Here is a 13,908-nt window from a genome sequence, read left to right on the forward strand (position 1 = left end):
GTTCTTATTGAGCCGGAATGAATCTGCACCCGTTCGATTTCCGTGATTTCCGAGCCGGCAGGCGTTCCACCTGCCTCGAAATCACTCTAGGCGATCCCGTCGTGGCCGGGTCCCTCGGCCGCTATATCGAGCGTTTCCATGATCTGGCGGCGGGTCGCGCCCAGCGCGATGGCGTTCTTCAGGTGAAGGCGGAAACCTGGGCCGAAGGCGTGGGTCGGCGCGATATCGCAGGCGATCGCCACCAGTTCTTTGGTCCGTGCCCGGACGGAGCCGATCTTCCAGGGCACCGCGCAGTAATCGAAGAAGGCCTTGAACAGATCGGGGCAGAGCCGCAGCATGGCTGTGAGAAAGCCGGGATTCTCCTGCTCGAAGCCGATCCAGAACGCATCGTCGCCGACATGCCGGTCCCAAAGCGCCTGGCGTTCCGCATCGAGCGGACTGCCGGGGTCGAGCAAACCGCGCTCGCCGGCCGCCGCGAGCACCATGGCCTGCGAGATCATCAGTGAGTGAACGCCGAGGCCGGATACCAAGGCAATGATCTCCTCGACCTGATCCACGCTTGCGCCGGCGTCGAACGCACCCTGAATAGCTTCGGCGATGGCTTGCCGGTCCAGCGCCGTGACGGAAACCGCCACACCCAGCCGGACAAGCGCGCGCGCCAGGGCATCCAGCCCTTCGCCTTCCGGGAGGTCGCGCGTGGCGGCGATGGCCTGTTCGCGCAGCCTGGCTGAAATGTCCTGCATCATCTGGCCCCATTTAGTCGAAGCGACTATTCAGTCAACTTTCGTGTTGACCGAATGGTCGGCCAGCGCCATAATTCCGGCCGGGAGAGACGAATCCTTGGCTACATTGGAAGAACGTGTTCGCCGGCTGGAGGACAGGGCAGAATTGCAGGATCTGGTCGCCGCCTATTTCCGGGCGGTGGACGATGACGATTACGACGCTGTCGGAGACAGCTTCACCGAAGATGCGGAATTCGTCGCGTCCGGCTTCGATGGCGACAGAACCCGCGATGCGGTGGTGGCCTTCCTCCGCGCCGCCAGGGCGGGCATGGGGCAAACCGTTCATACTCCCAACTACGTCCAGATCGAGTTCCTGAGCGATTGCGAGGCGACGGGTCTGGTCGGTGCGCATCTCGAGCTTGGCCTCGGGGAGCAGACATATTTCGGTGCGGTCCGCTATATCGACCTGTATCGCAGGGCGGAAGGGCGCTGGCGGATCGCCCGGCGCGAAATGAAGGCCATCCACATGGCGCCATGGTCGCAGGTCGAAACCTCGCTGACCAGCGCTTTCAATGTGCGCTGGCCCGGTGCGCAGCCCTTGCCGAGCGACTGTCCGCGCAAGGGGCGAGCCATGCCCGATGCATAGCGGCGCGGCCAAATCCTGATGATTGGAAATGCGATGAAAGGAATGGAAGTGAACAACGAACAGGCGCTGCAGCAGCTGGTGGACGAGCGCGATATCCAGCGTGTCCTGTCGGATTATGCCTATTATCTCGACATGAATATGCCGGAGAAGATGGCCGAGTTGTTCGTGGACGATTGCGAGGTCGATTATGCGCCCAATTTCGGCGCCAAGGGGATCGAGGAATACAAGAAGACGCTGGACGGCATCGGCACCTTCTTCAGGGGGACGAGCCACCATAATTCCGGCACGGTGATCGACTGGATATCCCCCACCGAAGTGAACACCCGCACCATTCTCGTCGCGATCCACCGCTATACGAAGGAGCGGCCCGATGGCATCCTCTACGGCCAGTATCACGACACGCTGGTGAAAGTGGATGGCCGGTGGAAGTTCAAGCGCCGCGAATTGCGCACCACGATGACAACCGACTATCATGTCAAGGCAGCCAACCCGATTGGGCGCCGTGACTGAATGAGCGAACAGGCCCCCCTCCGAATTGAATCCGGGGATTCGATCGACTGGATCGTGCTGAGCCGGCCTCAGGCTGCGAACGCCTTCTCCACGGCCCTGCTGGATGCCTTCACCGCCGCTTTGGTGAAGCTCGAAAAGGAAGGCGCGCCGGTTATCGGCATCAGGGGGGAAGGCAAGGGCTTCAGCGCCGGCGCCGATCTGAGCGAGTATAACGCGGGCGGCACGCCGGTGGAGGATGTGGCGCGCCTGCGCCGCAATCTCGACCGCTGGCTCGCCATGTGGCGACATCCGAAGCCGGTGATCGTCGCCATCCATGGCTTCTGCATGGGCATTTCCGCGCAGATGCCGTGTTTCGCGGATATGACGGTGGTTGCGGAGGATGCCCGGATCGGGGAACCGGGGATACCTCTGGGCGGCGGCTATGTCGCGCCCGCCTGGGTGCCGCAAGTCGGGGCCAAGCGCGCGAAGGAGCTGGCATTCCTCCCTGGCAACTGGGTCGATGGGCGCACCGCCGCCGAATGGGGCTGGGCCAACGCCGCTGTCCCGGCCGAAGAGCTGGTGCCCTGCGTGGAGGCGCTGGCCGGGCGGATCGCGATGATCCCGCCTGCGGTGCTGACCATCAAGAAGCAGTCGATCAACCGGGCGATGGAGGCCGCCGGTTTCCTGTCCGCGGTGAACGCCATTTCGGAGAGCGATGCCATATTGCATCTTGAACCCGCGGTGCTCGCCATGCGCCAGCGCATCGCCGATGAAGGGCTGGCGGCGGTGGTGGCCCATTACCGGGGCGAAAGCTCCACCCAGATATTTCAGAAACACAGAAAAGGATCAGCTGATGGCTGACGTCGAATTCCATGTCGATAACCATGTCGCCCATGTCAGGCTCAACCGCCCGCAGGGCATGAATGCGATCACTGGCGGGATGGACGATCTTCTGTTCGAGGCCTGGAAGACGATCAATGACGATCCGGAGATCTGGTGCGCTGTCCTTTCGGCCGAGGGCGAGAAAGCCTTCTGTATCGGCGCCGACGTTTCGGAAGGGCCGGAACGCAAGACGCGGATGGCGCTGGCCGGGGGACTCACTGGGATCGGCGGGCCGCTGGTCACGCTCAGGAAGCCGATGGTTGCCGCGGTTCAGGGCTTCTGCGTCGGCGGCGGCTTCGAGCTGGCGATGTGCGCCGACATCATCGTCGCCGCCGAAACCGCCCAGTTCGGCCTGCCGGAAACGCGGCATGGAATTATTGGCGAATGTGGCGTGGTTCACCGGGCGATCCGGCAATTGCCGCATCATATCGCCATGGCGATGATCCTGACCGGAGAGCGGATCGATGCGGCGTCGGCAGCGCAATATGGCCTGGTCAACGAGGTCGTCCCCTATGCCGGGCTGGCCGAAGCGGCTGCGGCCTGGGCGGCGAAGATCAACAAATGCGCCCCGCTTGCCAATCAGGCGGCCAAGGCCGCGGTGCTCGGGCGGCTTGGCTATCCGCTGGAAGTGGCGTTGATGACCCGGTTCGAAGAGATCGAGCAATATGCCGAAAGCGATGATGTGCGCGAACGCAACGCAGCAGCGGCGGAGGGACGCAAGCCGGTTTGGACGGGGCGCTGAACTTGGCCGAACGGCGCGCCACAAGTGAGAGATTGACGCGTTATCCGGCGAATCCGAAGTATGGGACAGGCGCCTATCGCCGCCGCATCTGCTTCACCGCTTCCCCAGGCGGAATGACGGTTTCTTTGTTCGATGACTTCCATGAAATGGTGGTCGAGATCGGCCATGACGGGCGCCGGGTAATCGCCGTCGATGCCGAGATGCGGCGCTTCCCCAAGACGACCTGCCAGGGCGCGATTGCCCTGCTGCAGGCGTTTGTCGGCTGCACTATCGCCGATGGCCGTTATGCCATTGCCGGCAAGTTCAATCGCGGGCCGCACTGCACCCACCTGATCGACTTGACGACCTGGGGCATTTCCGCGCTCCAGCGCGGCGTGGAGGATCAATGGATCGAAATCGCCCTGACCGATCCCGATCCGGACGGGCGGCAATCGCTCGATCTGTCCGTGAATGGCGAAATGGCGCTGCGCCTCTCGATCCTCCATGAATGCCTGGAATTGCCCGCGCAGCATGCCGGGCAATCGCTGTTCGGCGGATTCACGCGCTGGGCCGACGAGAATTTCTCCGGCTTCGAGCGCGACTTGTGGCACATGGCGCAGATGGCGGCGTTCGTTTCGCATGGCCGCGCCTATGTGGTCGATGGGCCGGTGCCTTTCGCCTCGGCGGATGAGCCTTCACGCAAGGGTGCGTGCTACAGCTATAGCGATCCCGCCTATCGGACCGCGCTGGATATTGTCGGCTATGTGCGCGACCACACGCGGGGCTTGCCGCCGCGCGACCGTGCCAGCGAGAGAATCCGGGGGCAAGCATGACCCGTATCGCCACGATCGAGGACATCATCGACGATGCCCGCAACGGCAGGCCCTTCATCCTGGTCGATGCGGACGACCGGGAGAATGAAGGGGATATCGTGATACCGGCGCAATTCGCGACGCCGGAGCGGATTGCCCATATGGCCACCCATGCAAGAGGGCTGATCTGCCTTGCGATAACCGCCCAGCGCGCGGCGCAGCTTGAGCTTGAACAGATGTCGCGAGACAATCGTTCCGGGCATGGCACCGCCTTCACCGTGTCGATCGAGGCGGCGCAGGGCGTCACCACCGGCATTTCCGCTTTCGACCGGGCCAGGACGATTTCCGTCGCGATCAATCCTGCCAACGGGCCGGACGACATCGTCACCCCCGGGCATGTGTTCCCGCTCGTGGCGCGCGATGGCGGGGTGCTGATCCGGGCCGGACACACGGAAGCCGCGGTGGACGTCTCCCGCCTCGCCGGCCTGATGCCCGCGGGCGTGATCTGCGAAATCATGAATCCGGACGGCACCATGGCGCGCCTGCCCGATCTGCTTCCCTTTGCCGAGCGGCACGGCTTGAAGATCGGGACCATCGCCGATCTCATTGCCTACCGGCGCAAATCCGAAAAGCTCGTCCAGCTGGTCGTCAGGGCCCCGTTCGAGACGCATTTCGGGGATGGCTTCTTCATCCAGGTGTATCGCGATCTTATCGATCGGGCCGAGCATGTTGCCCTCGTGCGCGGCCATATCCGGCCGGAGGGCGAAACGCTGGTCCGCGTTCATCAGGTGGATCTGACGGCCGATATGCTGGGATACAAGCATGCCCATCGCGATTACGTGTCGCGGATGCTCGAACGGCTGGCCAGCCACGATGGTCCCTCGGTGGCGGTCTTCGTGCGCGATCCCGATCCGGAATCGATCTCGCGCCGGGTGCAGGGCGGGCGGCAGGACTACAGCAACCGCTACGGCTCTCGCGACTATGGCATCGGGGCGCAGATCCTGCGCGATCTGGGCGTCACGCGCATGAACCTGCTGACTTCCAGTTCGGGCAAGATGGCCGCGCTGGAGGGCTTCGGCCTTGAAGTGACGGGGCGGACGCCGATCATCGAGGAAACAGGAGAAGCCGCATGAACGGGATCGAGCGGAACAAGGCGGCCGCGGCGGCTCTGCTGGAGGCGTTCAGTCGGGGCGACGTGCCGGCCATGGTCGCCCTGATGACCGAGGATGCGACCTGGTGGGTGGGCGGCAATATCGCTGGGCTCTCAGGGACCTATCGCCGCGACGAGTTCGCCGCGCTGGTGGAAGGGGCCAAGGCGGCCTACAAGACCGGCGCCTTGAAGATATGGCCGACCGGCATGGTCGCCGAAGGGGACAAGGTCGCGGTCGAGGCTCAAAGCCAGGCGGAACTCCATAATGGCCGGGTTTACGCAAACACCTATCACCTGCTGGTCACGCTGCGCGACGGCAGGATTTGCGCGGTAAAGGAATATTGCGACACATTGCACATGAAGCAGATATTCTTCGATCCGGATTGATCAGCCTCCGGTCGGCGGCAGGAAAAGGGCCGCCACGATCTGCCGCATGGTGTCTTCCAGCGCGTTTTCGAAATCCTCGGTCGCCCGGCCGGATTCCAGATCGCGGGAATAGACGGCAAGCAGATTGAGAAACATGAAGCAGGCGGTGATGAGCCGCCTCTGCGCCGCGCTGTCGCTCAGGAAACTCAGCTTCTGCCGCAGGAGATTGAGCGTTCTCCTGAGGCCGTCCGGTAGATTTCCGCCGAAGCGGCCATATTCCGCGTCCGAATTGCGTAGGAGATACTGGCACAGGAAATTGGCATAGCTGTGGTCGCCGAACTTATCGATCAGCGCAAGCTGGGGCAGGAAGATCACTTCGGCAATCGTGCGCGGATGCTCCAGCCGCTGCTCCTGTTCCGCCAGGGCGATCATTTCCAGGCGGCGGGCATCCATCTGTTGCATCCGATAATCGAAGATGGCCTGGACCAGCCCGTCCCGAGAACCGAAATGATACTGGACGGCATGATGGTTTTTCTGGCCGGAGCTGGCGGCGATCCTGCGCAGGGAAACGCCGTCGATCCCCTCGCGCGCGAACAGCACTTCGGCGGCCAGAATCATCCTGGTCCGGCTGTCGAGTTCCCTGCTGAGTATTTCGGCGATTGCCGTCATTTCCGTCGAACCTTTGTCATGCGATTCCGCTTCCTTTGGCCGCAAACCGGCAGGATTTGAAGCCGTTAGGCGGTCGTCAACGCGCGCGTAGATTTGCCTTGACTTGGGCTGCCCCTGGGATAGTCTAAGCCAAATGGCTTAAAAATCAAATCAGGAGAGATTCGCGATGGCTATGGAAACGGGCCTCATCTTCCATCCCTATATGCGCCCGGGCCGCACTGCCCGGCAGACCTTCGAATGGGGCGTCCAAAGCTCGGTAGCCGCCGACAAGGCGGGCTTCACCAGCATGATGATTTCCGAACATGCCTCGCAAATCTGGGAAAATATCCCGAACCCCGAGCTGATCATGGCGGCCGCCGCGCTGCAGACCGAGAATATCCACTTTGCGCCGATGGCCCACATCCTGCCGCATCAGCACCCGACCAAGCTGGCGATGATGGTGGGCTGGCTCTCGCAGATCCTTGAAGGCCGCTATTTCATGGGCATAGGGGCCGGGGCCTATCCGCTGGCCTCGTATATGCACGGCATTCGCGGCGACGCTCAGAAGACGGAAAACCTCAACCGGATGGTCCGTGAATCGCTCGACATCATGGAGAAGATCTGGAAGCGCGAGCCATTCTTCTACGAGGGCGAGTTCTGGAACGCGGGCTTCCCTGAAGAGGAGCCGGCCGAGACGGAAGAGGACGAGCAGCATAAGCTTGCCAATTATTCGCCGTGGAACGGCGCCTTCCCGGAATTCGCGGTGACGGGCTTCAGCTATAATTCGCCGTCGATGAAGCTGGCTGGCGAGCGCAACTTCAAGCCCGTCTCGATCTATTCGGGCCTGGATGCGTTGAAGAAGCACTGGGAAGTCTATTCCGAAGCCAACATCAAGGCCGGTTACACGCCCAATCGGGCGCGCCACGCGGTTTCGCAGACCGTCTTCGTCGCGGACACCGACGCCGAAGCGAAGAAGGAAGTGATGGAAGGGCCGATCGGCTATTGCTTCGATCGCTACCTGATCCCGATCTGGCGCCGCTTCGGGATGATGGACGGCTTCGCCAAGGATGCCGGGATCGACCCGCTCAAGGCCGATCTGGAGTTCCTGGTCGACAATGTATTCGTTGTCGGCTCCCCCGATACCGTCGTCGAGAAGCTCAATGCGCTGTTCGAGAAGTGCGGCGGCTGGGGAACGCTGCAGATCGAATCGCACGATTATTACGATGATCCCGCGCCCTGGTTCCACTCGCTGGAACTGGCGGCGAAGGAAGTCGCGCCCCGGATCAAGCTGCCGGACCAGCAGCGGACGCCGGAAGGAGCGGACGCATAATACCAAGATAGACCTTGGAGATAGATGGGAGTGGGAAATGGATGAATCTACCAAGAGAGCCATAGAGCGCGGGGTGGCCTGGACCGGGCCGATCTTCGTCGTGGGCTATTTCCTGTGCTGGGGTGTGCTTGGCAGGAATATTCCGCCGCCGAACATGATGGCGATGACGGGCGAGCAGCTGGTCGCGGAATATTACAGCCAGCCCACCGTCGCGATCGGCATGATCGGGGCGGCGACCTTCGGCATTTTCTACACGATATGGTCCTGCCTGCTCGCAGCGACCATGCGGGACGAAAGCGGCTCGATGGGCGTGCTCAGCCTGCTGGAGCTTTCCGGCGGCATCCTGACCGGCTGGCTGCTGGCCTTCTGTTCGGCGATCTGGGCAAGCTGCGCGGTGCTGGCGCAGCAAGTCGACGCGGACGTCATCAAGATGACCCATACCTTCACCTGGATCATCTTCGATTGCACCTACATGATTACCACCATGCAGATGTTCGGGGTCGGGCTCTGGACCGTGCTGAACAAGCGGCAGGCTATCGTGCCGGCCTGGGCGGGCTGGACCGCCATCGCCATCGGCGCGGCTTTCATCGCCCTGGTGTTCATGCCGTTCGTGACCGAAGGTCCGTTCACGGTCGATGGCCTGTGGAACTACTGGATCATCTTCGGCACCTGGCTGTTCGCCTATTTCGCGGTGTATAATTTCTACCTGCTGAAGCATGTGTATCGCTCGCCCGATCAGCAAAGGATCGCGGCTGGCTTCGCCATGGCCTGACCGGCTGAACCGCTACCGAGCAAGGCTGCATTCGCCCCGGGGAATGCAGCCTTGCCCAACAGGATTGCCCGGACGTGGCTGAAAACGACAGGCGGGAAAATCCCGACGGGCCGCATGTCGGCCCGGGGACGAACGGCATCTGGACCTTCGTCTTCATCGACATGATCGTCTTCCTGATGTTCTTCCTGGTCTATCTGACGGAAAGGCACCGGCTGCACGATGTGTTCGTGGAAGCGCAACACCGGCTCACGCCGTGGGTCGCGCTGTTGAGCACGCTGGCGCTGCTTACGAGCAGCTGGTGCATGGCCGAAGCGGTTCATGCCGCGCGCCGCAATGCGCCTGCCGCCGTCCGGAACTGGCTGACCTGCGCCTTGCTGCTGGGCGCCTTTTTCATAGCGAACAAGTTCATCGAATATGGTGGCAAGTTTGCTGACGGGATCACTCCCGCCACCAACGGCTTCTTCACCTTCTATTTCCTGATCACCGGGCTTCACTTCCTCCATGTGTGCGGGGGAATGGTGTTCATCGGCCATTGCCGGGCAAGCGCGGCGGCTGAAGCGGGAACCGCCAGCTATACGAGCAAGATCGAGAATGTGGGCCTGTTCTGGCACTTCGTCGACATCTTGTGGCTGTTCATTTTTCCAATGCTCTATCTGACGGAAGTGCTCTGATGCTGCGCAAGCTGTCTCTTCCGGCCCGCATCTGGCTGATCCTGATGGCGCTGACCGGGCTGTCGATTGTCCTTGCCGAACAGCTTGGCCTGCGGGCGGTGGCCGTGGCCGGCATATTCCTCATCGCCGCCGCCAAGGCCGAACTGGTGATGCGGCACTACATGGAACTGGGGCTGACCGAGCGCTATTGGCTGATCATGTATTCGATCTGGCTGGCGGTGGTCACGATGATGCTGGTGATCGGCCACCTGCTCTAGGGTCAGGACCCCAGATCCTGATCCCAGGGCTGGGAAAGCCTGGGATGGCAGGTTCATTCGTGAATTTGCACGATGACCTTGCCGAGATAGCCGCCATTGAAAAGCCTTGCGAAGGCCTCGGCTGCCCTGTCCAGGCCGTCGACGATCGTTTCGAAGGGCCTGATCCGCCCATCCACTGCCCGGGCCTTGAGCCATTCGACGATGTCCGCATTCTCCTGTGGGGTGAGGAGGAAGGCGTTGAAGCCGCGCAGCGACAGGGACTTTTCGATCACGGAGAAGAAATCGGCCGGCCCTCGCCGGTAATCTCCAGCCTCATACTGGGATATCGCCCCGCACAGGGCAATGCGCCCGTAGGGTTTCATTTTCCCCAGCAGGCATTCGAGGATCGGTCCGCCGACATTGTCGAAATAGCAGTCCACGCCCTCAGTCGCCTCGCGGGCGAGGAACGCTTCGGTCGTTTCCTGCCTGTAGTCGGATACGGCGTCTATGCCCGCTTCCTGCAGGAGCCAGGATGCTTTCTCGGGAGAGCTGCAGGTTCCGAGCACGCGCGCTCCTCGCAGCTTGGCGAGCTGGACCGCGATCGAGCCGACCGCGCCCGATGCCCCCGATATGAATAGGGTTTCACCGGGTTGCGGGGCGAGCACGTCCTCCACTCCCAGATAGGCCGTCACTCCTGTGAGGCCCAGAATGCCGAGATGCCAGTGCGGCGGGACATCGGAACTGACGGGAGTGAGCTGATCCGGCCGCGCGATGAAGCGCGTGCGCCAGCCCATGTTGCCGAGAACCCGCGAACCTTCCGGGATCGCGGGATCGAGGGAATGCTCCACGATCCCGATGGCGGCGCCTTGCATCACTTCGCCCGGTTGCAGCGGGGCGAGGAAGCCTTTCCGGTCGCCCAGGCCGAGCCGCATATAGGGATCGACCGACATCCATTCGTTGCGGACCAGAATATCCTCCGGGCCGGGCTTGGGCAGCGCGCTCTCGACCACCCGAAAGTCGCTTGCCCGGATTTGCCCCTCCGGCTGCCGGGCAAGCTGCACCTGACGCGTCGGGATACCCATGGACGGGTTTTGCCGGGTCAGGCGGCGACGCGGCTGCGCGCGCTCATCCTGCGCAATTCCGGCATGACCTGTTCAGCGAACAGCTTCAGGCTGTTCTGCGCCACGGGGAACGGAATGCCGCCGGACGACACGATCAGCATCGCGTTGAAATCGCCGACCAGTTCCATCCGCTCGCGATATTTCTCGATGACCTGCTTCGGGGTGCCGTAATTCTGCGCCTCGATATAAGTCTTCTGAGATTCCTCCAGTCCCGCCGATTTTATCAGGTCTGCCCCGGCCTGATAGCTTTCATAGCCGCGGATATTCTTGAAGTGATCGCCGGCGAATTCGTAGTGATCCGTCACCGCGATGAAGTGATTGCCGATATGCTCGTAAGCCAGGCGCCGGGCTTCTTCCTCGTCCTCGTGGATCACCGTCACGTCGGTCAGCACCGGCGGCGGCGCCTCGCGCCCATGAACCTTGCGGAAACGTTCCCGATAGAGTTCGATCATCGGCATGTGGCGTTCGAAGGCGAACTGGATGAAGGTCATCATCGAGCCGCCCAGCTCCGCCGCGGCTTCCGCTGAATCGTTGGACATGGCCACGCAATAGAGCGCATCGCGATAGCCGCGCAGCGGCCGCGGGCGGATGTCCACGCGCGGCTGCTGGAACAGTTCCGTATCGCTTTCCATGTAGCCCTTGTCGAGCGCGTCCAGCACCAGGCGGGCGCCTTCCTCGAAGCGGCCCCGCGCCTCTTCCATGGGGACGCGGAAGCCGCGATACTCGCGGCGGGCAAGACCCCGCCCGATCCCCAGCGCGACCCGGCCCGGCGCGAAATATTCGAGGACGGCCATCTTTTCCGCGACGCGCAGCGGATCGTTCCAGGGCAGGATCACCGCGCCCGGAACCAGCTTCGCATTCCTGGTTCGGGTGGCGAGATAGGAGAGATACTGGATATTGTCGGGGCAGAGGCCATAGTCCTCGAAATGATGTTCGACGCACCAGAGTGAATCGAAACCGAGGCGATCGGCGGCGATGGCAAGATCAATCTCGCCTTCGAACATTTGCTGATCGCTGAGATCCTTGTGCCAGTTCTGCATGACATTCAGGTGGCCGATTTCCATGGCATCACTCCCGTTTTCGGATTCGTTCCTCTATTTCTGCGAACAGGCATAAGCGCTTGGAAATTTCATTGCAACACAGTTGTTGTGAAATGGATCCCGCGTCGCGATTGGCAAGTCTGTCGTTCGCGCGCGGACCGAAATGGCCCGGCTGGCGGCGTCTCCCCGCCCGGGCTGTGGGCCGATCCGCGCCGAATATGTGCGCAGGAGAATTTTGCATCGAATTTTTGAAATTATAATATTGAAATATAAACAATAATATTGCGGCCGATGTCCGGCTGGCCTCAATTGGCAGGGCCAGGGTTTCTGCCGGCTGCCATATGCTGCCGGTGGGGCGCGCTGCATCCGCCGTTGAGATTTTCCGCCCGCAGTCGGGATACGGCAAGGCCGGGCGCCTGTTTTAAAATTACAACAGGTGTGTTTCAAAGTTCTTGCCAAGGGATTTCGCGCCCCTTAGCTATGTTTTTCGACTCATCCGGCCGTTGGGCGGAGGGGGAATTGCGCAGTAGCATGGAAGAACAGATGCCGCCGGCATGAGCGGCCCGAGGCGGAGAGAGACGCGTAAATGCCAAGCCCTGAATCCGAAGCCGTCCTGCGCCTCAACAGCGAATTGCGCGACGCCTGGCTGGCGGACCCGAACTACACGATAGAGGATCTGCGGCGGATATTCGAGGAGTGGCTGGGCCAATTGGCGATTCCCGGCAACACGAAGTTCACGGAGGTGACCTGCAACGGAGTCCGCTCCATCTGGGCCGATGCTCCGTCCGCCGATCCGGACCGCGTGATCGTGCATTTCCATTCGGGCGGATATGTGGTGGGTTCGGCGAAGGGCTATCGTTCCTTCGGTGGCTATCTGTCCGGCGCGACGGGATGCCGTGTCCTGCTCGCCGGATATCGCCTTGCGCCCGATCATCCATCTCCTGCCGGTGTGGATGATGGCATCGCGGTCTATAAATGGCTGCTGTCGGAGGGATATTCTCCGGAAAAAATAGTGCTTTGCGGGGATTCCGGCGGAGGCGGGCTGGTTCTCGCCGCGCTTCAGAAACTGCGCGATCAGGGCGTCGCGCTTCCGGCGGCCGGCATAGCGATTTCGCCCTTGACGGATTTCGCGCGTACCGGGGAATCCTATCAGTCCAATATTCCGCATGATCCCCTGGTCACGACCGATTTCCTCGGCGCTCTGGGCACACTTTACTGCGGCGACCGCGATCCGAGAGATCCCGAGCTTTCCCCGCTCTATGGCGATTGGAGCGGTTTGCCGCCGCTCCTCATTCTCGCGGGCGAAATCGAGATGATGCGCGACGACGGCAAGCTCGCGGCCCAGGCGGCCCAGCGGGCGGGCGTGGATGCGACCTACTTCGAGGGCGAAGGCATGGCCCATATCTGGACGCTGTATGCCGATCGGCTGCCGGAGGCGCGGGAAGGGCTGGCGCTGATCGCCCGGTTCGTGGACCGGCATACTCGGGGATCGTGAGCGTGTCCGCCAACTCGACAGTCATCGTAACCGGGGGCGGTTCCGGAATCGGCGCGGGGACCGCCCGTCTCCTGGCCGAACGGGGCAGCCGTGTGGTCGTGGGCGATTATCACGGGGACGCCGCCGAAGCCGTCGCGCAAGAGATCGAACGCAGTGGGGGGTGGGCGAGAGCAGCCCTGCTCGACATTGCCGACGCGGATTCGTGCGAAGGGCTTTATCGGTCGCTCGCCGATGACGGGCTGGTGGCGACCGGGCTGGTCAATTGCGCGGGCATCACCATCGGCTGCCCGTTCGAGGATTTCCCGCTCGATGACTGGAAGCGGGTGGTCGATACCAATCTTGTCGGCGCCATGATAATGTCGCAGCGCTTTGTCCGCCAGTTGGGCGGCGCGCCTGGCGCCATCGTCAATGTGACCTCGGTGATGGCCCACTTCGCGGGCGCCAATCTCTCGCCCTATATCTCGGCCAAGGGCGGGCTGGCGATGCTGACCCGGGCGCTGGCAGTGGAGCTTGCAGGGCGCAACGTCAGGGTCAACGCGGTCAGCCCGGGCTATATCGAAACCGGGATGACCGAGCGGGTGCTGAAGGTCGAGCGCTATGCCAGCGCCGTGCTCGCCCGCACTCCGCTGGGGCGCTTTGGCGCTCCCCGGGATGTGGCGAAGGTGATCGCCTTCCTGCTGTCGGACGAGGCCGGATACGTCACCGGCCAGGTGCTGCCGGTCGACGGCGGCATGACCGCGGGCGATACCATGCTGACATCGCCGTCGCGGCAGGAGATCGAGCAAGCCAACCGATAAGCCACTGAAG

Annotated in this window: 17 protein-coding genes; 13 read left to right on the forward strand and 4 right to left on the reverse strand. The window is 62.4% G+C overall.

Annotated features, from left to right (window positions below):
- Positions 1–86 precede the first annotated feature (86 nt).
- Entirely contained in the window at positions 87–746 is a 660-nt protein-coding gene (locus tag U8326_RS00740) for a carboxymuconolactone decarboxylase family protein (protein ID WP_324741755.1), read from the reverse strand.
- Positions 747–840: 94 nt separating this feature from the next.
- Here U8326_RS00740 and U8326_RS00745 point away from each other — a divergent pair, with 94 nt between their 5' ends.
- The 7 genes from U8326_RS00745 (at position 841) to U8326_RS00775 (ending at position 5,809) form a co-directional block, all read left to right on the forward strand.
- Positions 841–1,368, forward strand: a complete 528-nt coding sequence (locus tag U8326_RS00745) for a nuclear transport factor 2 family protein (RefSeq protein WP_324741756.1) — start codon at positions 841–843, stop codon at positions 1,366–1,368.
- A 33-nt stretch (positions 1,369–1,401) separates the two neighbouring features.
- Positions 1,402–1,878 (forward strand): nuclear transport factor 2 family protein, encoded by a 477-nt coding sequence (locus tag U8326_RS00750; RefSeq protein WP_324741757.1) that lies wholly within the window; start codon positions 1,402–1,404, stop codon positions 1,876–1,878.
- Complete coding sequence (locus U8326_RS00755; protein WP_324741758.1) at positions 1,879–2,718, forward strand: enoyl-CoA hydratase/isomerase family protein; 840 nt, start codon at positions 1,879–1,881, stop codon at positions 2,716–2,718.
- Positions 2,711–3,481: an enoyl-CoA hydratase-related protein gene (locus U8326_RS00760; protein ID WP_324741759.1), complete on the forward strand. Its 771-nt coding sequence runs from the start codon at positions 2,711–2,713 to the stop codon at positions 3,479–3,481. Before U8326_RS00755 ends, U8326_RS00760 begins: the two co-directional genes overlap by 8 nt.
- A gap of 113 nt (positions 3,482–3,594) precedes the next feature.
- Positions 3,595–4,293 (forward strand): DUF2889 domain-containing protein, encoded by a 699-nt coding sequence (locus tag U8326_RS00765; RefSeq protein WP_324741761.1) that lies wholly within the window; start codon positions 3,595–3,597, stop codon positions 4,291–4,293.
- The gene (ribB, locus tag U8326_RS00770; RefSeq protein ID WP_324741762.1) at positions 4,290–5,405 is read left to right on the forward strand and encodes a 3,4-dihydroxy-2-butanone-4-phosphate synthase; all 1,116 of its coding nucleotides are present in this window, start codon (positions 4,290–4,292) and stop codon (positions 5,403–5,405) included. Before U8326_RS00765 ends, ribB begins: the two co-directional genes overlap by 4 nt.
- A complete protein-coding gene (locus tag U8326_RS00775; RefSeq protein ID WP_324741763.1) occupies positions 5,402–5,809 on the forward strand; it encodes a nuclear transport factor 2 family protein in 408 nt (135 codons plus the stop codon). The genes ribB and U8326_RS00775 overlap by 4 nt, the downstream gene beginning before the upstream one ends.
- Here the strand turns inward: U8326_RS00775 and U8326_RS00780 are convergent, their stop codons facing one another.
- The gene (locus tag U8326_RS00780) at positions 5,810–6,457 is read right to left on the reverse strand and encodes a helix-turn-helix domain-containing protein (RefSeq protein WP_324741764.1); all 648 of its coding nucleotides are present in this window, start codon (positions 6,455–6,457) and stop codon (positions 5,810–5,812) included.
- 166 nt (positions 6,458–6,623) lie between these two features.
- Between U8326_RS00780 and U8326_RS00785 the strand changes: the two genes are divergently transcribed.
- The 4 genes from U8326_RS00785 (at position 6,624) to U8326_RS00800 (ending at position 9,466) form a co-directional block, all read left to right on the forward strand.
- Positions 6,624–7,766: an LLM class flavin-dependent oxidoreductase gene (locus tag U8326_RS00785; protein WP_324741765.1), complete on the forward strand. Its 1,143-nt coding sequence runs from the start codon at positions 6,624–6,626 to the stop codon at positions 7,764–7,766.
- A gap of 37 nt (positions 7,767–7,803) precedes the next feature.
- Positions 7,804–8,538, forward strand: coding sequence for a hypothetical protein (locus tag U8326_RS00790; RefSeq protein ID WP_324741766.1), 735 nt, complete (start codon positions 7,804–7,806; stop codon positions 8,536–8,538).
- Positions 8,539–8,612: 74 nt separating this feature from the next.
- Complete coding sequence (locus tag U8326_RS00795; protein ID WP_324741767.1) at positions 8,613–9,209, forward strand: cytochrome c oxidase subunit 3; 597 nt, start codon at positions 8,613–8,615, stop codon at positions 9,207–9,209.
- Complete coding sequence (locus U8326_RS00800; RefSeq protein WP_324741768.1) at positions 9,209–9,466, forward strand: cytochrome C oxidase subunit IV family protein; 258 nt, start codon at positions 9,209–9,211, stop codon at positions 9,464–9,466. Before U8326_RS00795 ends, U8326_RS00800 begins: the two co-directional genes overlap by 1 nt.
- Before the next feature lie 53 nt (positions 9,467–9,519).
- Here the strand turns inward: U8326_RS00800 and U8326_RS00805 are convergent, their stop codons facing one another.
- Positions 9,520–10,527, reverse strand: coding sequence for an NADP-dependent oxidoreductase (locus U8326_RS00805; protein WP_324741770.1), 1,008 nt, complete (start codon positions 10,525–10,527; stop codon positions 9,520–9,522).
- 17 nt (positions 10,528–10,544) lie between these two features.
- Positions 10,545–11,630 (reverse strand): LLM class flavin-dependent oxidoreductase, encoded by a 1,086-nt coding sequence (locus U8326_RS00810; protein WP_324741771.1) that lies wholly within the window; start codon positions 11,628–11,630, stop codon positions 10,545–10,547.
- Positions 11,631–12,192: 562 nt separating this feature from the next.
- Here U8326_RS00810 and U8326_RS00815 point away from each other — a divergent pair.
- Positions 12,193–13,101: an alpha/beta hydrolase gene (locus U8326_RS00815; RefSeq protein WP_324741772.1), complete on the forward strand. Its 909-nt coding sequence runs from the start codon at positions 12,193–12,195 to the stop codon at positions 13,099–13,101.
- On the forward strand, positions 13,098–13,898 hold the full coding sequence (locus tag U8326_RS00820) for an SDR family NAD(P)-dependent oxidoreductase (RefSeq protein ID WP_324741773.1): 801 nt from the start codon (positions 13,098–13,100) through the stop codon (positions 13,896–13,898). The genes U8326_RS00815 and U8326_RS00820 overlap by 4 nt, the downstream gene beginning before the upstream one ends.
- The last annotated feature ends 10 nt before the right edge of the window (positions 13,899–13,908 follow it).

Source organism: Tsuneonella sp. CC-YZS046, assembly GCF_035581365.1.
In the GTDB taxonomy this organism is placed as follows: domain Bacteria; phylum Pseudomonadota; class Alphaproteobacteria; order Sphingomonadales; family Sphingomonadaceae; genus JAWKXU01.